The sequence below is a fragment of the Pedococcus sp. 2YAF34 genome, from assembly GCF_052114585.1.
Taxonomy (GTDB): domain Bacteria; phylum Actinomycetota; class Actinomycetes; order Actinomycetales; family Dermatophilaceae; genus Pedococcus.
Window position 1 is genome coordinate 1 of record NZ_JBFRFA010000013.1, and the last position, 20,114, is coordinate 20,114.

Genomic DNA, 20,114 nt, shown 5'->3' on the forward strand with positions numbered 1-20,114 from the left:
GCCCAGGACCCGAGCACCGACGAGCGCGACCGCCTCGAGGCCGAGGCCAGCCGCGGCCGGGCGACCGAGACCGAGCTGCGGCTCACGCTGCGTACGAAGGAGGAGCGCGCCCGCGCCCTCAAGGGCCGCGCCGACTCCCTCGAGGGTGCCGCGCGCAACGAGCTGGCCGCACGGCAGCGGCTCGCCGCACGCCAGGAGCGCCGCAAGCGCGAGGCCGCGGTGGCCGAGGCGGTCCGTCGAGGGGCTGCCTACGCGGTCTCGCTCGTGGCGGGGACGCTCGACACCGCCGCCAAGCAGCGGGCGGCGGCGGAGACCGCGCGGACCGAGCGCGACCAGGCGCTGGCGCAGGTCCGGCGCGAGGTCAGCACCCTGCAGGACGAGCTGCGCGAGCTCACCGACACCGTCCACCGCGACGAGGTCGCCCGCACCCAGCAGCGGCTGCGCATCGAGGCCATGCAGGCCAAGGCCGTCGAGGAGCTGGGTATGGACCCGACCGTCCTCATGGAGGACTACGGCCCGCACCAGCTCGTGCCCCACATCGCAGGCCCGGACGAGGACCCGGACGCCCAGCCGGAGCCGGCGCCGTTCGTGCGCGACGTGCAGGAGAAGCGGCTGCGCAAGGCCGAGCGCGCGCTGAACGCCCTCGGCCGGGTCAACCCGCTGGCGCTGGAGGAGTTCGCGGCGCTGGAGGAGCGGCACAAGTTCCTCACCGAGCAGCTCGAGGACCTCAAGAAGTCCAAGCGCGACCTGCTCGACATCGTCCGCGAGGTCGACGAGCGGGTCGAGCGCGTCTTCACCGAGGCCTACCACGACACGGCGGCCCAGTTCGAGCAGGTGTTCGGTCGGCTCTTTCCCGGTGGCGAGGGGCGGCTCACCCTCACCGACCCGGCCAACATGCTCACCACCGGCATCGAGGTCGAGGCCCGCCCGCCCGGCAAGAAGATCAAGCGGCTCTCGCTGCTGTCCGGCGGCGAGCGGTCGCTGGTGGCCGTGGCGCTGCTGGTCTCGATCTTCAAGGCGCGCCCCAGCCCCTTCTACATCATGGACGAGGTCGAGGCGGCGCTCGACGACGCCAACCTCGGCCGCCTCATCACCCTGTTCGAGGAGCTGCGCGACTCCAGCCAGCTCATCGTCATCACGCACCAGAAGCGCACCATGGAGGTGGCCGACGCGCTGTACGGCGTCTCCATGCGCGGCGACGGCGTCACCACCGTGGTCTCCCAGCGCATTCGCGACGTCGCTGCGCAGAGCGCCTGAGCCCGGCGCACCGGGTCGTCCGACCGGCGCAGCGGGTGTCCACGAGCGGGGTGTCGATTTGGCCAGTCGTGCTCGGCAGGGCACCCTAGACCCATGGTTGCGCTGATCATCGGAATGGTGCTGTGCGTCGGGCTGGCGGTCGCCGTCGTCGCCGTCGTCGCCGTCCCGGCACGTCGGGAGGGCCGCGTGCTGCTCAGCCCCCAGGGCGAGGAGATCGTGGCGTCGGTCAAGGAGAAGACCGAGGCCACCCTCGAGGCCACCGTGGAGAAGACGAACGACGTCATCAGCGCCACCCGCGACAAGGTGGGCGAGACCGTGCAGCGCGACAGTGCGGAGGACGCAGGCCGGCACCGCGCCGGCTGACCCCCACTCGCCTCGGGGGTTTCACCTCCGGAGACGACCGACGGTGGCTCGGCGCCCTCGGCCGGGCGGCAGGGCGCACCTCTTGGCAGCGGCTCGGCTCGGGCCCTGCCGCTCACGGTCGTGATCGACCTTGAGGACGCGCCAGACCGCGATCTCCACGCCGCGACCCACGGCTGTGGTGTCCGGCGCGGATCGGCGCAGGTGAGAGGATGGCGCGCGTGATTGATCAGCTCTGGGAATGGATCGCCATCGCCGTCGGGCTCCTCGTGGTGTTCGGCGCACTCGTCGTCGGCCTCCTGCGCGGGCGCGGGGGGAGGACCCGTCAGGCGCCGCCGTCGGGTCGCACGGGCGGCACCGACGTGCTGCCCGGGGTCGGCGACGACGCCACCCCACCGAGGGACGCGCCCAAGCGCTCGGTCGAGGACGTCGGCAGCGTCGACACCCTGCCCGCGCCCGGCCAGCCGGAGACCCTGCCTGAGCCCGAGCCCACCCCGACGCTCGAGCGGCCGGCCTCGGCCCAGGGCCGTCTGACCCGACTGCGCGCCCGGCTGTCCCGCTCCAACTCGGCCCTCGGCAAGGGCCTGCTCGCGCTGCTGTCCCGCGGGCACCTCGACGAGGCGGCGTGGGAGGAGGTCGAGGACACCCTCATCGGGTCCGACCTCGGCGTCGAGGCCACGACCGAGCTCGTCGACCGCCTGCGCACCCAGGTCGCGGTCGAGGGCACCACCGACGAGGCGACGGTCCGCGGGTGGCTGCGGGAGGACCTGCTGCGCCTGGTCGACCCGTCGATGGACCGCGCCGTGGCGAGCAGCCGCGTCGAGGGCCGACCCGCCGTCGTGCTCGTCGTCGGCGTCAACGGCACCGGCAAGACCACGACCGTGGGCAAGCTCGCGCGGGTCCTCGTCGCCGAGGACAAGGACGTCGTGCTCGGCGCCGCCGACACGTTCCGCGCCGCGGCCGCCGACCAGCTCGAGACCTGGGGCGCCCGTGTCGGCGTGCCCACCGTGCGGTCCGACCGTGACGGCGCCGACCCGGCGGCGGTCGCGTTCGACGCGGTCAAGGCCGGCGCCGAGATGGAGGCCGACGTCGTCATCGTCGACACCGCGGGCCGGCTGCACAACAAGGTCGGCCTCATGGACGAGCTCGGCAAGGTCAAGCGCGTCATCGAGAAGCAGAGCCCCATCGACGAGGTGCTGCTGGTCCTCGACGCCACCACGGGCCAGAACGGCCTGCGCCAGGCCGAGGTGTTCGCCCAGGTCGTCGACGTCACGGGCATCGTGCTCACCAAGCTCGACGGCACCGCCAAGGGCGGCATCGTCGTGTCCGTGCAGCGCAAGCTCGGCGTGCCGGTCAAGCTCGTCGGCCTGGGGGAGGGCCCGGACGACCTGGCCCCCTTCGACCCCGAGGCGTTCGTCGACGCGCTGCTCGACTGAGGGTGCCCTCGGCCACGGCACGCCCTGCGCTCGCCGCAGCCCTGCTCACCACGGGGCTGCTCGGCGTCGGGTGGGGTGCGGCGGCGTCACCAGCCGGTGCGGCCGGTGGCGACTTCCAGCTGCTCGACGCCCGGGTCGCCGAGTCGTCCGGCCTGGCGCTGAGCCGGCGCCACCCGCACACCGTCTGGACCACCAACGACTCGGGCGACAGCGCACGGCTCTTCGCCGTGGACACCCGCACGGGGCGGACCACGGGCGTGCACCAGTACGGCGCCCCGGTGCGTGACGTCGAGGCGCTCGCCATCACCCCGCAGGGACGGGTCCTGGTGGGCGACCTCGGCGACAACACGACCAGCCGCAGCGTGGTCCGGGTCTTCTGGTTCGACGAGCCCGACCTCGGTGACACGGCGGGCGGCTGGGCGTCCTGGGAGCTCGAGTACCCCGACGGCCCGCACGACGCGGAGTCGCTGGCCGTCGACCCGCGCAGCGGGCGCGTCTACGTCGTGACCAAGGGCGCGAGCGGCGCCGTCTACGCCCTGCCCCGCGTCCCGAGCCGGCGTGGGGTCAACCGGCTCACCCGTGTCGCCACGGCCCCCGCGGTCGCGACCGACGCGGTGTACCTGGCCGACGGGTCCGCCCTCCTGGTGCGCACCTACACCCAGGTCGTCCGGCTCGACGCCACCGCCTTCGACGAGGTCGGCTCGGCCTTCCTGCCCCTGCAGCGGCAGGGCGAGACGATCGCCCTGGCGCCGGGTGGCAGCCGGCTGCTGGTCGGCAGCGAGGGGGTGCGCTCGACGGTCCGCGTCGTCGACGTCCCGTCGGCCCCCGCCGCGCCGACCACGCGGGCGACCGCCGCGCCGACCACGCCGGCGACCGCCGCTCCGACCACGCCGGCGACCGGCTCGCCGACCACGCCCACGGCTGCGTCGGCAACCACCGCGCCGAGCACCTCGGCACGCCCTGGTTCGCCGCCGGTCAGCGCGCGGCAGGTCGTCTGGGGCGCCTCCGCGTCGGTGGGGCTGGTGGCTTTCGCCCTCCTCAGCACCTGGCTCGCCCGGCGGGCAGCGGGCGGGCACCGCTGACGCGGACCGACCCGCTCAGCATCGGGGACCGACCCGCTCAGCGCCGGTGGCCGGCCAGGGTCTGCGGCGGCCCGAACCGGCTCACGGCCTCGCGGTGCCACCAGGCGCCGGTCCCGCGTCGCTCGGCGCGGCTCGTGAACCGGTACCGGTAGAGCATCGCCCGGACGACCACGGGTGGCTGGTCCGGGAAGGGGTTGTGCCGCAGCAGCCGCAGGGTCGACCGGTCTCCCTCGAGCAGACGCTGCAGCAGCCGCGGGAACCACGGCTCGGCATACCGGGGCGAGATGGCGGCGAACCACAGCAGCCAGTCGAGCCGCAGGTGGTACGGCGCCCACTGCGGCGGCATCCGCCCGACCGCGCCCGGCTTGCCCTTGAACTCGTACTCCAGCCACGGCGACCCGGGCTCGCCCGCGGCGCCCTCCACCACGACCTCGTACCGGGTCCGGGTCACGCTGCCGAACGCGCCGTAGGTGTTGACGAGGTGGAGGACGTCGAACGAGGCGTTCATCGCCTGCTGCGAGGAGATGAGGTTGAGCACCGGCCGCCGGCTGAGCACCACCACGAGCAGCACCACCGCCAGGCAGGCGACCTCCCACCACAGCGGCGTGGCCGTCGCGCCGGTGTCGGGGTGGAGCGGGAGCACGCGCGTCCAGAACGCGTCGGGCACGACGGCCACACCGAGGACGATGGCGCTCCAGTTGAGCCAGGCGAAGTTGCCGCTGAGCACGAGCCACAGCTGGGTCACCACCATGACGACGGCGCAGCCGCCGGCGACCGGTTGCGGCAGGAACAGCCCGAACGGCAGGACGAGCTGGGTGACGTGGTTGGCCGCCACCTCGACCCGGTGCAGCGGCCTCGGCAGGTGGTGGAACCACCACGACAGCGGCCCCGGCATGGGCTGGGTCTCGTGGTGGAAGTAGAGGCAGGTCAGGTCGCGCCAGCACGGGTCGCCCCGCCACTTGATCAGGCCCGCGCCGAACTCGAGCCGGAAGAGCACCCACCGCAGGGCCAGCAGGACGGGCAGCGGTGGGGCCGTCGCAGCGTTGCCGAGGAAGACGGCGAGGAACCCCATCTCGAGCAGCAGCGACTCCCAGCCGAACCCGTACCAGCGCTGCCCCACGTTGACGATCGACAGGTACAGGCCCCACAGGACCAGCCACACCGCCATCGAGAGGGGCAGCGGCATCCGCTCGGTGACGCCCCCGACCGTCAGCCCGGCCAGCCCGACCCCGGCCCACGCCACGGTGGCGAACAGCCCGTCGGTGTAGCGCCAGTGGAACAGGCTGGGGGAGCGGCGGAACGGCACGCGGGCGACGAACTCCGGCACCGGCAGGAGTCCGCGGCTGCCGAGCAGAGCCCGGAACTGCAGTGCCGCGGCGAGGAACGCCACGAGGTAGAGGCCACCCAGCCCCCGCTGGAACAGCAGGCGCGAGACCCGGTAGCCCTCGGCGGCGAACCAGTCCATGACGTCCCCCGGGTCACCCGCCGCGCGCGCGGGTCGGCCACCCTGACCTGCTGTTCCCGGCCATGGCCCCATCATGGCCTACCCTGACCGCGTGGCGGCCGGCGAGGACGAGCGGGTCGGGGCGCAGGAGGAGGTCCTGCACGGCGGCAACACCGGCCACGTGGTCCGTGTGGCCGACACCGTGCGGCGCCGGGCGGGCCACTGGACCCCGGCTGTGCACGCCCTCCTCGAGCACCTCGCCGAGGCGGGCTTCGACGCCGTACCGAGGCCGCTGGGCACCGACGAGCAGGGCCGCGAGGTGCTCACCTACGTCGAGGGGGTCGGGGGCGCACTGGGACCGCAGCGGCTCCCGACAGCGTTCCAGACCCTCGACGCGTGCCGCGCCATCGGCGCCTGGCTCCGGGGGTTCCACGACGCGCAGGAGGGGTTCCTCCCCGATCCCGCCCTGCCGTGGCGGGTCTCCCCCGGGCGTCCCCTCCGGCCGGGGGAGGTCGTCGTCCACCACGACGTGGGCACCTACAACACGGTGCTGCGCCCGGACGGGTCGTTCGCGGTGATCGACTTCGACTTCGCCTCGCCGGGCGACCCGCTCGAGGACCTCGCCTACATCCTGTGGTCGTGGACGCCGCTGTGGCACGACCCCCGCGCCGTCCGCCGCGAGATGGGCGAGGTCACGATGGCCGACCGGCTCCACAAGTTCGCCGCCCTCGTCGACGGGTACGGCGCCGACGCCGGCCAGCGCGCCCGCGTCACCGACGCCGTGCTCGAGTGCATGGAGGGCCATGCCCGGAGCGTCGAGGAGCTGGCTGCCGAGGGCGACCCGGCCTTCGTGCGCATGCACGCCGAGGGGCACGCGGACCGGCCGCGGCGTGACGCCGCCTGGTTCGTCCGTCGACGCGACCTGTTCGCTGCGGCCGCGGCGCCCGACGCCACCCGCTGAGCACCTACTGGGCCACGCGTTGAGCCACCCGCTGGGCCACCCGTTCGGCCGGCCGCCATGGCCTACCCTGTGGGCGTGGAGACCGGGGTGGGGCGGCTGGGCGCCACGGCGAAGGCCTGGCGCGTCGCCGTGGTCCTGGGGCTCACGGTCCTGTTCTGCGCGGGCTCCCTCGTCGGCCAGGACGACTGGTGGCCGTTCAGCCCGTGGCGGATGTTCTCGACCTCGCAGGCCTCGACGGGCTCGGTGATCTCCACCGGCATCGAGGTGCAGACCGCCGCCGACCCCGGTCACTGGGTCCCCGCGCCGCTCACACCCGAGAACACCGGCCTCAACCGCGCCGAGATCGAGGGCCGCATACCGCAGATCGCCGCCGACCCCGAGCGTCTCGGCACGCTCGCGCACAGCCACGCGCGCCTGCGCCCCGAGACCCCCGCATGGACGGCGTTGCGCGTCGTCCGGCGCCAGATCGTCGTCGTGGACCGCAGGCCAACGGGCGAGGTCCGCACGCAGGTCCTCGCCGAGTGGGGAGCGCGGTGAACCGGCTGGCGGCATGGCTGTTCGCCCCGATGCCGCTGGCCCGGGTGGCCGTGCTGCGCCTGCTCGTCTTCGCCTTCGTGGTCGTCGACGTGCTGCTCCTGCACACGTCCGGCTGGTACCACGGATACGCAGACCCGGTCTGGTACGAGCCGCTGGTCATGGGCCGGGTCCTGCACTTGCCCGCCGCGACGGTGCTGCTCGTCGAGACCCTGAAGTGGGGCTGCGTCGCCGCCGCCGTGGCCGCCATGACGGGCCGCGCCCCGCGGCTGCTCGGCTGGACCGTGGCCGTGGGATGGACCTGGTACCAGTACGTCGCCTTCAGCTACGGCAAGGTCGACCACGACCGGGCCGACTTCGTCGTCGCCCTGGCCCTCCTGCCGACCGTCGGGCTGGCCCACCTGTCCGACCGGCGGCGCAGCGAGGCAGCCGCGTTCGCCCTGCGCGCGGTCCAGCTCGCCGCGGTCGCCACCTACTTCCTGTCGGCGTGGGCGAAGGTCCGGTTCGGCGGCTGGGAGTGGGTCAACTCGGCCACCATGGTCCGCGCGGTGGTCCGGCGCGGGACCCCGTGGGCGCAGTGGCTGCTGGAGGTGCCGTGGACGCTGCACTGGTTCCAGTGGGTGCTGTTCACCGCCGAGCTCACCTCCCCGGTGATCTTCCTGCTGTCCGAGCGGTGGCGGCGCCGGGTCGTGGCCGGCTGGTTCGTCTTCCACGCCATGACGTACGCAGCCATCACCATCGCCTTCTGGCCGCACCTGGTGATGATGCTCGCCTTCCTGCCGCTCGAGCAGTACGCCGCCCGGCTGCGTGCACGCCTTCCGCGACGCCCGGACCTCAGTGCGCGTGAGCCGGAGGCGGCGGCGCGGGGTGCTGGCTAGCATCGCGGGATGAGCCGTGCCGACCACGTCGCCGCCTTCCTCGCCGCTGTCGACCTCACCTGGGAGCTCGCCACCACGCCGCAGGTGCGTGACGCCTGGGCGCAGGAGAGCAGCTGCGCCGGGATGACCGTGGGTGGGCTGACCCACCACCTGCTCAACCAGGCGGGCCACACCGCCAAGGGCCTGGCCGCAGAGCCCCGGCCCGACCAGCCGATCCCGCTGCTGGCCCACTACGAGAGCGCGGCGTGGGTGCGCGCCGACCCGGACGACGAGGTCAACGTCGGCATCCGGGACGGCGACAACGAGCAGGCCCTGGTCGGCCCGGACGCCGTGCTGGCGGCAGCGCGCGAGGGCATCGACGCCCTCCCGGACCTGCTGACCCGCCCCCGCGACCCCGACACCATCTACATCCCGTGGCAGGGCTGGGCCCTCACGACCGACGACTTCCTGACCACGCGGATGATGGAGATGGTCGTGCACGGCGACGACCTGGCGAGCAGCGTGGGGCTGGACACGCCGACCTACCCCGAGGGCGTCATCGCCCCGGTGCTCGGGCTGCTCACCGGGGTCGCGGTGCGTCGGCACGGCCAGGCCGCGGTGGTCCGGGCGCTCAGCCGTCCCCAACGGGCGCCTGCGGTCGTCTCCGCCTTCTGAGGAGGCGGTCCCACCATCCGGGACGCAGACGCCCCCTTTACCTGATGCTTACGGTCCCGCAGATCCGCTAACACGCCCGTAACACGCGCCGCGCACTCCGGAAACGCGCCGTCGGCACAGTTCTGGCATGGAGATCAACACCGGCGACACCGCTTGGGTCCTGGCCAGTGCCGCGTTGGTGCTGTTCATGACCCCCGGTCTGGCCCTTTTCTACGGCGGCATGGTCAGGAGCAAGAGCGTCCTGAACATGATGATGATGAGCTTCATCGCACTCGGCACCATCTCGGTGTCCTGGGTGCTGTGGGGCTACAGCGAGGCGTTCGGCGAGTCGTGGAACGGCCTCATCGGCAACCCCTTCCAGCACTTCGGCCTCGACGGCCTGCTGGGGGAGCGCGTCTTCGGCACCATCCCGGCAGCGGCGTTCGTCGCCTTCCAGTCGGTCTTCGCGATCATCGCGGTGGCCTTGGTGAGCGGCGCGATCGCGGACCGGGCGAAGTTCACCGCGTGGACCGTGTTCACCGTGGTGTGGGCGACCATCGTCTACTTCCCGGTCGCGCACTGGGTGTTCGCGTTCGACGGGTTCGCGGCGGACAAGGGGGGCTGGATCGCCAACCAGCTCAAGGCGATCGACTTCGCCGGCGGCACCGCCATCCACATCAACGCGGGTGCAGCCGGCCTGGCCCTCGCCTTCGTCCTCGGCAAGCGGGTCGGGTTCGGCAAGGACCCGATGCGGCCCCACAACCTCACCCTCGTGATGATCGGCGCGGGCATCCTGTGGTTCGGCTGGTTCGGCTTCAACGCCGGCTCGGCGCTGGGCGCCAACGGCACCGCGGCCGTCGCCTGGGTCAACACCCTCGCGGCCACCGGTGCGGCGATGCTCGGCTGGCTGGTGGTGGAGAAGTCGCGTGACGGCCACCCGACCTCGCTCGGTGCTGCCTCCGGCGTCGTCGCCGGCCTGGTCGCCATCACCCCGGCCTGCTCGGCCCTGACCCCGGTCGGATCGGTCGTCCTCGGCGTCGTCGCCGGCGCGGCGTGTGCCTACGCCGTGGGCCTGAAGTTCCGGTTCGGTTTCGACGACAGCCTCGACGTCGTGGGCGTCCACCTCGTCGGTGGCCTCATCGGCACCATCGGCGTCGGCTTCCTGGGCAGCGCGAGCGCCCCGGCCGGTGTCGACGGCCTCTTCTACGGCGGCGGGGTCGACCAGCTGTGGCGCCAGGTCGTGGGTGCACTGGCCGTGCTCGTCTTCTCGTTCGTGGTCACCTACGTCATCGGCACGGTGATCCAGCGGACGATCGGGTTCCGCCTGGAGACCGAGGCCGAGGTCGCCGGCATCGACCTCGAGGAGCACGCTGAGACCAGCTACGACATCAACGGCCTCGCGAGCGGGCGGTTCGGCACCGGATCCGGTGCGGCCGTCCCGACCGCGGCGACCAAGACCCACGAGGGAGCGTCCGCATGAAGCTCGTGACCGCCATCATCAAGCCCCACCAGCTCGACGAGGTCAAGGAGGCCCTGGAGGCCTACGGCATCTCCGGCATGACCGTGAGCGAGGCGTCCGGCTACGGCCGGCAACGCGGCCACAGCGAGGTCTACCGCGGCGCCGAGTACACCGTCGACTTCGTGCCGAAGGTGCGGGTCGAGGTCCTCGTCGACGACATCGACGCAGGCTCGGTGGCCGACGTCATCCTCAAGTCGGCCCAGACTGGCCGGATCGGCGACGGCAAGATCTGGACCGTCCCGGTCGAGGACGTCGTCCGCGTCCGCACCGGCGAGCGCGGCGTCGACGCCCTCTGACCGACCACACCCACACCCATCGGGCCGGCGCCCGGGACCTCGTCCCGGACGCCGGCCCTCGTGTCGCAGGCGCGCTAACACGGACGTAACACACGTGCGCACTGCGCGAAACGCCATACGGGCACAGTGAACCCATGACAGTCGAGCAGACCGACCTGGCGGCCCGTCGCCTCGACCTGGCGGGGGCGCGCGGATTCGACGCACCGGGGGCCGGGCAGGCGCGCCGCGCCGCGATCGCAGCCCTGACCCGCGACTGGCTGGGGCAGGCGTGGGAGCACGCGCTCGACGGCCGCAGCAGCGAGGGCATCGCGCTCGCCGCCGTCGGCAGCCTGGCGCGGGGCGACGCGGGACCCCTCAGCGACGTCGACCTGGTCCTGCTGCACTTCGGGCGCTCCCTGAGCGGGGAGGACCTGCGCGGCCTCGCCGACCGGATCTGGTACCCGGTGTGGGATGCCGGCATCCGCCTCGACCACGCGGTCCGGACCGTCAACCAGTGCCGCACCGTCGCCTCGGGCGACCTCGCCGCCGCGGTCGGCCTGCTCGACCTGACGTGCGTGGCCGGGGACCCCGAGGTCGTCACCGCTGCACGCTCCACCGTGGCCCACGACTGGCGGGCCAACGCGCGCAAGCGGCTGCCGCAGCTCGTCGAGGGCCTGCGTGCCCGGCACGCCCGCCATGGCGACCTCGCCCAGAGCCTCGAGGCCGACCTCAAGGAGGCGCACGGGGGGCTGCGCGACATGACGGTGCTGAACGCGCTGGTGGCGGCGTGGCTCACCGACCGGCCCCACGGTGGCGTCGACGAGGCCCACCGCACCCTGCTCGACGTGCGCGACGCCGTGCACGTCGTCACCGGCAAGGGCCGCGACCGCCTCACCCGCGAGGACCACGACGCGGTCGCGGCCCTGCTGGGCCACCAGGACGCCGACGAGCTCCTCACCGAGGTCGCGACCGCCGGCCGCACCATCGCCTACGCCCTCGACGGCACGGTACGGCGCGCCGGCCAGTCCCAGCGCGCCCGCACCCTGCGCGTGGGTCCCCGCCGACCGCAGCTGAACCCGCTGGGGTTCGGCATGTTCGAGCACGACGGGGAGGTGGTGCTCGGGCCGCGCAGCACGCTGTCGAGCGACCCGCTGCTGCCGCTGCGGGCCGCGGTCGTCGCCGCCCGCCACAACCTGCCGATCGCGCCGACCACGCTGGCCAACCTCGCCGGCCAGCCGCCGACGCTGCCGGAGCCGTGGCCCGAGATCGCCCGGGACCTCTTCGCCGACCTGCTGGCCACGGGCCCGGGGCTCATCGGGGTGTGGGAGGGGCTGGACCAGGCCGGCATCGTCGACCGCTGGCTGCCCGAGTGGGCCGCGGTGCGCTCGCGGCCCCAGCGCAGCCCGGTGCACCGGCACACCGTCGACCGCCACCTCGTCGAGACCGTGGTCATCGCCGGGGGACTGGTCCGCGGCGTCAGCAGGGCCGACCTGCTGCTGCTCGCGGCCCTGCTGCACGACATCGGGAAGGTGGCCGGTGCCCACGACCACAGTGCGACGGGGGCGCCGCTTGCCACGGCCATCGCCACCCGGCTCGGCTACCCGGCTGCCGACGTGGAGGTCGTGACGACCCTGGTGCGCGAGCACCTCACGCTCATCGACCTCGCCACCCGGCGCGACCACCAGGACCCGGGCACCGTCACGGCCGCCCGGGCGTGCGTCGGCGGGTCGCGCGAGGTGTTCGACCTGCTCGTGGCCCTCACCGAGGCCGACGCCTCCGCCGCGGGTCCGCAGGCGTGGACCGACTGGCGCGCCACACTGCTGCGCCAGCTCGCCGACGCCGCCCGCACCGGGTGGGAGGAGGGCAGCGTGCCGCCACCGGCCGAGCCCACCGCGGTCGACCCGGCCGACCTGGAGTCCGTCGCCGCGGGGGAGCCGCGCGTGGTGGTGCGCCCGCAGGGCGGGTCCTACCGGATCGACGTCTTCGACCGCGACCGGCTGGGACTGTTCGCCGACACGGCCGGCCTGCTCGCGGCGTACGGGCTGGTCGTGCGCACCGCCATCCTGCGCACCGTCGACGGCGTCGCGGCCAACGAGTGGCACGTGGAGAGCCCGAGCACCGAGGCGCCGGACGAGGAGCGCATCGTCCGCGGGCTGGAGCGGCTGGCGCAAGGCGACCGCGGCCCGCTCGGCCTGCTCGACCGCCGGCGGCAGTTCGCCTCGCGGCCGAGCGCGCAGGCCGGCACCGGTTCGCCGGGACAGGCCCGCGCGCTCGTGGTCCCGCACGCCTCGCAGGAGGCCACGGTCATCGAGGTGCGAGCCCAGGACCGGCCCGGCCTGCTCCACGAGCTCGGGATGGGGTTCGCCAAGGCCGGGCTGTCGGTGCGCTCGGCACACATCGCGACGTATGCCGGGCAGACCCTCGACACGTTCTACGTCACCGAGTTCGGCGGGCGGTTGCTGTCGCCGGCCAAGGTGGCGCAGACGGTGGCCATGGTCATCGACACCTGCGACGGCGCGGCGGGCCCGTGAACGGCCCGCGGGCGTGTCGGTGCGGCCCGTGACGACCGATTAGTCTGAGGCCCGTGTTCACGTCTCTCTCCGACCGCCTGACCGCCACCTTCAAGAACCTCCGGGGCAAGGGGCGGCTGTCCGAGTCCGATGTCAACGCCACCGTGCGCGACATCCGCCTCGCCCTGCTCGACGCAGACGTCTCCCTGCCCGTGGTGAAGCACTTCACCTCGGCGGTGCGCGAGCGCGCGCTCGGTGCCGAGGTCTCGGGAGCCCTGAACCCGGGTCAGCAGGTCGTGAAGATCGTCAACGAGGAGCTCGTCGGCATCCTCGGCGGCGCGACGCGCACGATCCAGTTCGCCAAGAACCCGCCGACCGTGATCATGCTCGCCGGCCTCCAGGGCGCCGGCAAGACGACCCTGGCCGGCAAGCTCGCCCGCTGGCTCAAGGAGCAGGGCCACACCCCGATCCTCGTCGCCGCCGACCTGCAGCGCCCCAACGCCGTCACCCAGCTCGAGGTCGTCGGGGAGCGCGCCGGTGTCCCGGTCTACGCGCCTGAGCGCGGCAACATCGGCGGCCACGACGCCGTGGGCCCGACGGGGGAGGGGACCCGCTCGTTCGGTGACCCGGTCGGCGTGTCCCGGGCCGGTATCGAGCACGCCCGCCGCAACCAGCACGACGTCGTCATCGTCGACACCGCCGGTCGCCTCGCCGTGGATGCCGACCTCATGCAGCAGGCCGCCGACATCCGCACCGCCATCGCACCCGACGAGGTCCTGTTCGTCATCGACGCGATGATCGGCCAGGCGGCGGTCGAGACGGCCCAGGCCTTCCAGGAGGGCGTCGACTTCACCGGTGTCGTCCTGTCCAAGCTCGACGGCGACGCCCGCGGTGGCGCGGCCCTGTCGGTGGCCTCGGTCACGGGACGCCCGATCATGTTCGCCAGCACCGGCGAGGGCGTGAAGGACTTCGAGGTCTTCCACCCCGACCGGATGGCCTCGCGCATCCTCGACATGGGTGACGTGCTGACCCTCATCGAGCAGGCGGAGAAGGCGTTCGACGCCCGCCAGGCCGAGGAGATGCAGCGCAAGTTCCTCGCCGAGGAGGACTTCACCTTCGACGACTTCCTCGACCAGATGTCGGCCCTGAAGAAGATGGGCGGCCTGAAGTCGATGCTCGGCATGATGCCGGGCATGGGCCAGATGAAGGCCCAGCTCGACAACCTCGACCCCCGCGAGTTCGACCGCATCGAGGCCATGGTGCGCTCGATGACGCCGTTCGAGCGCACGCACTCCAAGCAGATCAACGGCTCGCGCCGCCTGCGCATCGCCAAGGGTGCGGGCGTGCAGGTCTCCGAGGTCAACGGCCTGCTCGAGCGGTTCACCGAGGCGCAGAAGATGATGAAGCAGCTCGCCCGTGGCGGCGGCATCCCCGGGATGCCGGGCATGCCCGGGATGGGTGGCGGCAAGCGCGGGAAGCAGCAGCCGCAGCGCAAGAAGTCCAAGTCCGGCAACCCCGCCAAGCGGGCTGCCGAGGAGCGGGCTGCGGCCGAGAAGGCCCAGGCCGCCAAGACCGGTGGCGGCGGTTCCGCCTTCGGTTCGGGCTCCGCCACCGCGCCGGACCTCGACCCTGCCAAGCTGCCGGCAGGCTTCGAGAAGTTCCTCGGCCGGTGACGGCCGGCGCCGTGCCGCCCGCCCCGCTCGACACCCCGTCGACACCCCTCAACACCCTCTCGGTCGGCACCGGCGGGCCGCGGGTCGCCTTCCTGCACGGGCTGTTCGGGCAGGGCCGCAACTGGACGCAGATCGCCAAGGCGCTCGCGGGGCCTGACGGGCAGGGCGCGCGCTCGACCCTGGTCGACCTGCCCGACCACGGTCGGTCACCGTGGAGCACCGAGTTCTCGTTCAGCGCCTACGCCGACGCCGTCGCGGCCACCCTGCGCGCCGTCGACCCCGAGGCGCGCTGGATGGTCGTCGGCCACTCCCTGGGCGGCAAGACGGCCATGCTGCTGGCGCTGCAGCACCCCGAGCTCGTGGCCAGGCTCGTCGTCGTCGACATCGCGCCGAAGTCCTACGGCAGCCTCGAGCGGTTCAGCGGCTACATCGCCGAGATGGAGCGGCTCCCGCTGGGGTCGCTGGCCACCCGGGCCGAGGCCGAGGCCCGTTTCGACGAGCCGAACCCCGGCGTCAAGGCGTTCCTCCTGCAGAACCTGCGCCGCGACGGCGAAGCGTGGCGCTGGCAGGCCAACCTCGACCTGTTCTCCGCCGACGCGGCCAAGGGCACCGGCTCGCGCATCGCGGACTGGCCGTCCTCGGCCGGTGAGCTCGCGCCGTACGAGGGGCCGGTCCTGTGGGTCGCGGGGTCGGAGTCGGCCTACATCGCCGACGAGGACCTCCCGGCGATGCAGGCGCTGTTCCCGAAGGTGCGCTCGCTCACCGTCAAGGGTGCCTCGCACTGGGTGCACACCGACGCCCCGGACGTCGTCGTGGACGCCCTTCGTCGCTTCGTGCGACCGCTCGCCGACCAGTCCTGAGGGTGGGGGAAGCCGTCCGCGCCTGCTGCTGCCGACCTCGCTAGGGTCGGCGCATGGCAACGGTGCTGCACCTGCAGGGTGAGATCCTCGTCGGCCCGCAGGACGTGCGGCCGGAGGCCTGGGTCGTCGGCGGGCGGCTGACGTTCGAGCGGCCGAGTGCCCCCGGCACGGACATGCAGACCCTGCGCGGCTGGGTGCTGCCCGGGCTGGTGGACGCCCACTGCCACGTGGGCCTCGACGCCCACGGCGCGGTCGACGACGCGACCTCGGAGAAGCAGGCCCTCGCCGACCGTGACGCGGGCACCTTGCTCATCCGCGACGCCGGCTCGCCCGCGGACACGCGGTGGGTCGACGAGCGCGACGACCTGCCCAAGATCATCCGCGCGGGCAGGCACATCGCCCGCACCCGCCGCTACATCCGCAACTTCGCCCACGAGGTCGAGCCGGACCAGCTCGTCGAGCGCGTGCGCCTCGAGGCGCACGCCGGCGACGGGTGGGTCAAGCTCGTCGGCGACTGGATCGACCGCGACACCGGCGACCTCGCGACCTGCTGGCCCGTCGACGTCCTGACCGACGCCATCGCCGCCGCCCACGAGGAGGGCGCGCGCGTCACGGCCCACTGCTTCGGCGAGGCCTCGCTCTACGACTTCGCCGCCGCGGGGACCGACTGCATCGAGCACGCCACGGGGCTGAAGCCCGAGACCATCGCCCAGTTCGCCGAGCAGCAGATCGCCATCGTCCCGACCCTGGTCAACATCGCGACCTTCCCGGCCATCGCCGAGCCGGCCCGGGAGAAGTTCCCCGACTACCACCGGCGGATGCTCGCGCTGCACGACCGGCGCTACGCCACGGTCGCCGCAGCCCGGGAGGCAGGCATCCCCATCTACCTCGGCACCGACGCCGGTGGCTCGCTGCGCCACGGCCTCGTCGCCGACGAGGCGCACGAGCTGACCAAGGCCGGTATGAGCGCGAGCGAGGCCCTGTGGGCGGCCACCTGGGGGGCTCGCGAGTGGCTCGGCCGACCCGGGCTGGAGGAGGGGGCGGACGCCGACCTCGTCGTCTACGCCACGGACCCGCGCGAGGAGATCCGCGCCCTGTCCGCCCCCGAGCACATCGTGCTCCGCGGCGCCGAGGTCTGACGGGCCGTACCACCCCGCACGCGGGGCCTGTCCCTGTCATCCACCAGGTGGAGTAGTCACGCCACCATCCGAGATGGCCCGCTCGGGCGGTTGACCCTCCCTGCCACGCTCCCGTTAACTCCTACTTAACTCATAGGACTAAGGGGTTCTGGCGAAGGCCGGGAGAGGGAGAGACAGATGAGACGCAGGAATGCCGTTGCGGTGACAGGGGCGCTGTCCGCCGGGGTGCTGGTGCTGAGCGCCTGCGCCGGTGGATCGAGCGACACGGTGGGTGCCGCAGCCGACGCCGGTGGGGCGGCGAAGACCACGCTGCAGCTCTACGCCTACTCGGCCCCGAAGGTGGGCTACGACAAGGTCATCCCCGCCTTCACCAAGACCGCCGCGGGCAAGGGGGTGCAGTTCGAGCAGTCCTACGGCCCCTCCGGCGACCAGTCCCGCAAGGTACAGGCCGGGGCACCGGCCGACTTCGTGAACTTCTCCGTCGAGCCGGACATCACCCGCCTGGTGGACGCCGGCCTGGTGGCCAAGGACTGGAACGCCAACCAGTACAAGGGGATCCCGTTCGGCTCGGTCGTGACCATGGTGGTCCGCAAGGGCAACCCCAAGGGCATCAAGGACTGGGACGACCTGCTGAAGCCCGGCGTCGAGGTGGTCACGCCCAACCCGTTCAGCTCCGGCAGCGCCAAGTGGAACCTCCTGGCCCCGTACTCCGCGAAGAGCAACGGCGGCAAGGACCAGGCCGCGGGCCTCGCGTACATCGACAAGTTCGTCACCGGTCACGTCAAGGTCCAGCCCAAGTCCGCGCGAGAGGCGACCGAGACGTTCCTGCAGGGGACCGGTGACGTCCTGCTCAGCTACGAGAACGAGGCGCTGTTCGCCGAGCGCAGCGGCGACCCGGTGCAGCACGTGACGCCGCCGACGACGTTCAAGATCGAGAACCCCGTCGCGGTGCTGTCCAAGAGCAAGAACCTCGCCAAGGCCAAGGCGTTCGACGACTACCTGTTCACCCCGGAGGCACAGAAGCTGTTCGCCGAGGCCGGGTTCCGTCCCGTGGACCAGACCGTGGCCAAGGAGTTCGCCACCGACTTCCCGGCGCCGCAGAAGCTCTGGACGATCGACGACCTCGGGGGGTGGAAGACCGTCGACGGGACGCTGTTCAAGAAGGAGACGGGCTCTATCGCCCTCATCTACGACAAGGCGACGCAGTAGCCATGACCGCCACCCTGTTCCGCAGGGCCGACGTCCCGGCCCTCCCGACGCCGGCCGACCCCTCGGCGCCCCCCACCGCGGGGGCGCCCAGGGCGCGTCCCGGTCTCGGCCGGCCGCTCGGCGTCGGGCTCGTCGGCCTCTGGCTCAGCCTCATCGTCCTGCTGCCGCTGGCCGCCCTGACGGTGACCTCGTTCGACGAGGGCTGGTCGGGCTTCTGGGACGCCGTCACGGCCCCGGTCGCGCTCGCCTCGCTGCGGGTCACGGTGGGGGTGTCGGTCGTCGTGGCCCTGGTCAACGCGGTCATGGGCACCCTCATCGCCTGGGTGCTGGTGCGTGACGACTTCCGCGGCAAGCGCTTCGTCGACGCCCTGATCGACCTGCCGTTCGCGCTGCCGACCATCGTCGCCAGCATCGTGCTGCTCTCGCTCTACGGCCCGAGCAGCCCCCTCGGCATCCACCTCAACGCCACCCGGCCCGGCCTGCTCGTCGCGCTCGCCTTCGTCACCCTGCCGTTCGTGGTGCGCTCGGTGCAGCCGGTCCTCATCGAGGCCGACCGCGAGGTGGAGGAGGCGGCTGCCTCGCTCGGCGCCTCCGGCTGGACCACCTTCCGCCGCATCGTGCTGCCGACCCTGGCGCCGGCCGTCATCAGCGGCACCGGCCTGTCCTTCGCCCGGGCGATCGGCGAGTACGGCTCGGTCGTGCTCATCGGGGGCAACATCCCCCGCCAGACGCAGGTGGCCTCGCAGTACATCCAGCAGCAGATCGAGATCGACCGCCCGGTCAACGCGGCGGCGGTCTCCGTGGCGCTGCTGGCCATCGCCTTCGCCACCCTGTTCGTCCTGCGCCTCGCGGCCGGCCGCAGCCAGCGCCGTGAGGAGGCCTCGGCATGAGGACCTCGACCGGCACCAGGCTGACGCTGCGCACCGTCGCGCTGGGCTACCTGTTCGCGCTGCTGGCCGTGCCCATCGGCCTGATCCTGTGGCGCACCTTCGGCGACGGGTTGGGCGCCTTCATCGACTCCGTCCGCACCCCCGCGGCGATCTCGGCGCTCAACCTGTCGTTGCTCATCGTGGCCATCGTCGTCCCGCTCAACGTCGTGTTCGGCGTCGCCACGGCCCTGGCGCTCGTGCGGGGCAGGTTCCCGGGACGTGGGCTGCTGCAGGCCGTCGTCGACCTGCCGTTCGCCGTCTCGCCCATCGTCGTCGGCGTCTCGCTGATCATGCTGTGGGGCGTCGGCGGCTGGTTCGGCGGCCTCGACCACCTCGGGATCCGCGTCATCTTCGGCCTGCCGGGGATGGTGCTCGCGACGATCTTCGTGACGCTGCCCTTCGTCGTCCGCGAGGTCGAGCCGGTGCTGCACGAGATCGGCACCGACCAGGAGCAGGCCGCCGCCACCCTGGGCGCCTCGTCGTGGCAGACGTTGTGGCGCATCACGATCCCCGCGATCCGCTGGGGCCTGACGTACGGCGTGGTGCTCACCATCGCCCGCTCCCTCGGCGAGTTCGGGGCCGTGATCATGGTGAGCTCCGGCTTCCCCGGGGTGTCCCAGACGCTGACCCTGCTCGTCCACTCCCGCTACATCGACGACCACAACATCTACGGCGCCTACGCCGCGGCCACCCTCCTCATGGGCCTGGCCGTGCTGACCCTGCTGCTGATGACCGTTCTGGACCGCAAGAGGAGCACGACATGATCACCGTGACCGGCGCCCGCAAGAGCTACGGCGACTTCGCCGCGCTCGACGACGTCAGCCTCGACATCCCGGCGGGCACGCTCACCGCGCTGCTCGGCCCGAGCGGCTCGGGCAAGTCGACCCTGCTGCGCTCGATCGCCGGGCTCGAGCGGCTCGACGCCGGCACCGTCGTCATCGGCGGCCGCGACCTGACCCACGTGGCCCCGCAGAAGCGCGGGATCGGGTTCGTGTTCCAGCACTACGCGGCGTTCAAGCACATGACGGTGCGGGACAACGTCGCGTTCGGGCTGAGCATCCGCAAGCGCCCGAAGGCCGAGATCGCCAGGAAGGTCGACGACCTCCTCGAGATCGTCGGGCTCGACGGCTTCCAGCACCGCTACCCCGCCCAGCTCTCAGGCGGCCAGCGCCAGCGCATGGCCCTCGCCCGGGCACTCGCCGTCGACCCCGAGGTGCTGCTGCTCGACGAGCCGTTCGGGGCCCTCGACGCCAAGGTGCGCGCCGACCTGCGCCAGTGGCTGCGGCGCCTGCACGACGAGGTGCACGTGACGACCGTCCTGGTGACCCATGACCAGGAGGAGGCGCTCGACGTCGCCGACCGCATCGCCGTGCTCAACAAGGGACGCATCGAGCAGGTGGGTGACCCGGTGTCGC

Annotated in this window: 18 protein-coding genes and 1 pseudogene; 18 read left to right on the forward strand and 1 reads right to left on the reverse strand. The window is 72.9% G+C overall.

What is annotated here, in order from left to right; genetic code table 11:
- The 4 genes from AB4Z02_RS09015 to AB4Z02_RS09030 form a co-directional block, all read left to right on the forward strand.
- Positions 1–1,257: AAA family ATPase (locus AB4Z02_RS09015; protein WP_441970432.1), on the forward strand; the 1,257-nt coding region annotated here is incomplete at its 5' end.
- Between the two features lie 93 nt (positions 1,258–1,350).
- Positions 1,351–1,620 (forward strand): hypothetical protein, encoded by a 270-nt coding sequence (locus AB4Z02_RS09020; protein WP_056883626.1) that lies wholly within the window; start codon positions 1,351–1,353, stop codon positions 1,618–1,620.
- 209 nt (positions 1,621–1,829) lie between these two features.
- Positions 1,830–3,053 carry a signal recognition particle-docking protein FtsY gene (ftsY, locus tag AB4Z02_RS09025; protein WP_056883628.1) on the forward strand — a complete coding sequence of 408 codons (1,224 nt, stop codon included), beginning with the start codon at positions 1,830–1,832 and terminating at the stop codon, positions 3,051–3,053.
- A gap of 2 nt (positions 3,054–3,055) precedes the next feature.
- On the forward strand, positions 3,056–4,135 hold the full coding sequence (locus AB4Z02_RS09030) for a hypothetical protein (protein WP_441970434.1): 1,080 nt from the start codon (positions 3,056–3,058) through the stop codon (positions 4,133–4,135).
- A 37-nt stretch (positions 4,136–4,172) separates the two neighbouring features.
- On the opposite strand, the gene AB4Z02_RS09035 is transcribed toward AB4Z02_RS09030, so the two are convergent.
- Positions 4,173–5,600 (reverse strand): lipase maturation factor family protein, encoded by a 1,428-nt coding sequence (locus tag AB4Z02_RS09035; RefSeq protein WP_441970436.1) that lies wholly within the window; start codon positions 5,598–5,600, stop codon positions 4,173–4,175.
- Positions 5,601–5,691: 91 nt separating this feature from the next.
- On the opposite strand from AB4Z02_RS09035, the gene AB4Z02_RS09040 reads away from it, so the two are divergent.
- From AB4Z02_RS09040 to AB4Z02_RS09105, 14 genes and pseudogenes are all read left to right on the forward strand, one after another.
- Positions 5,692–6,540 carry a phosphotransferase gene (locus AB4Z02_RS09040; protein ID WP_441970438.1) on the forward strand — a complete coding sequence of 283 codons (849 nt, stop codon included), beginning with the start codon at positions 5,692–5,694 and terminating at the stop codon, positions 6,538–6,540.
- A 75-nt stretch (positions 6,541–6,615) separates the two neighbouring features.
- Positions 6,616–7,077, forward strand: a complete 462-nt coding sequence (locus AB4Z02_RS09045) for a hypothetical protein (RefSeq protein ID WP_441970440.1) — start codon at positions 6,616–6,618, stop codon at positions 7,075–7,077.
- Positions 7,074–7,952 (forward strand): hypothetical protein, encoded by an 879-nt coding sequence (locus AB4Z02_RS09050; RefSeq protein ID WP_441970442.1) that lies wholly within the window; start codon positions 7,074–7,076, stop codon positions 7,950–7,952. Before AB4Z02_RS09045 ends, AB4Z02_RS09050 begins: the two co-directional genes overlap by 4 nt.
- Before the next feature lie 9 nt (positions 7,953–7,961).
- Entirely contained in the window at positions 7,962–8,606 is a 645-nt protein-coding gene (locus tag AB4Z02_RS09055; RefSeq protein WP_441970443.1) for a maleylpyruvate isomerase N-terminal domain-containing protein, read from the forward strand.
- 127 nt (positions 8,607–8,733) lie between these two features.
- The gene (locus tag AB4Z02_RS09060; RefSeq protein WP_200949235.1) at positions 8,734–10,065 is read left to right on the forward strand and encodes an ammonium transporter; all 1,332 of its coding nucleotides are present in this window, start codon (positions 8,734–8,736) and stop codon (positions 10,063–10,065) included.
- Positions 10,062–10,400 carry a P-II family nitrogen regulator gene (locus AB4Z02_RS09065; protein WP_056883635.1) on the forward strand — a complete coding sequence of 113 codons (339 nt, stop codon included), beginning with the start codon at positions 10,062–10,064 and terminating at the stop codon, positions 10,398–10,400. Before AB4Z02_RS09060 ends, AB4Z02_RS09065 begins: the two co-directional genes overlap by 4 nt.
- 134 nt (positions 10,401–10,534) lie before the next feature.
- Complete coding sequence (locus tag AB4Z02_RS09070) at positions 10,535–12,910, forward strand: [protein-PII] uridylyltransferase (protein WP_441970446.1); 2,376 nt, start codon at positions 10,535–10,537, stop codon at positions 12,908–12,910.
- A 53-nt stretch (positions 12,911–12,963) separates the two neighbouring features.
- Positions 12,964–14,562: a signal recognition particle protein gene (ffh, locus tag AB4Z02_RS09075; RefSeq protein ID WP_441970448.1), complete on the forward strand. Its 1,599-nt coding sequence runs from the start codon at positions 12,964–12,966 to the stop codon at positions 14,560–14,562.
- Positions 14,559–15,422, forward strand: coding sequence for an alpha/beta fold hydrolase (locus AB4Z02_RS09080; protein WP_441970450.1), 864 nt, complete (start codon positions 14,559–14,561; stop codon positions 15,420–15,422). Before ffh ends, AB4Z02_RS09080 begins: the two co-directional genes overlap by 4 nt.
- A 53-nt stretch (positions 15,423–15,475) precedes the next feature.
- Entirely contained in the window at positions 15,476–16,561 is a 1,086-nt protein-coding gene (locus tag AB4Z02_RS09085) for an amidohydrolase family protein (RefSeq protein ID WP_441970452.1), read from the forward strand.
- 177 nt (positions 16,562–16,738) lie between these two features.
- Entirely contained in the window at positions 16,739–17,770 is a 1,032-nt protein-coding gene (locus tag AB4Z02_RS09090) for a sulfate ABC transporter substrate-binding protein (RefSeq protein WP_441970454.1), read from the forward strand.
- 2 nt (positions 17,771–17,772) lie between these two features.
- Positions 17,773–18,660, forward strand: a complete 888-nt coding sequence (gene cysT, locus AB4Z02_RS09095) for a sulfate ABC transporter permease subunit CysT (protein ID WP_441970456.1) — start codon at positions 17,773–17,775, stop codon at positions 18,658–18,660.
- On the forward strand, positions 18,657–19,463 hold the full coding sequence (cysW, locus tag AB4Z02_RS09100; protein ID WP_441970458.1) for a sulfate ABC transporter permease subunit CysW: 807 nt from the start codon (positions 18,657–18,659) through the stop codon (positions 19,461–19,463). The genes cysT and cysW overlap by 4 nt, the downstream gene beginning before the upstream one ends.
- A pseudogene (locus tag AB4Z02_RS09105) lies at positions 19,460–20,113 on the forward strand (sulfate/molybdate ABC transporter ATP-binding protein); the annotation flags it as partial. The gene cysW and the pseudogene AB4Z02_RS09105, both read left to right, overlap by 4 nt.
- Position 20,114: the final 1 nt, after the last annotated feature.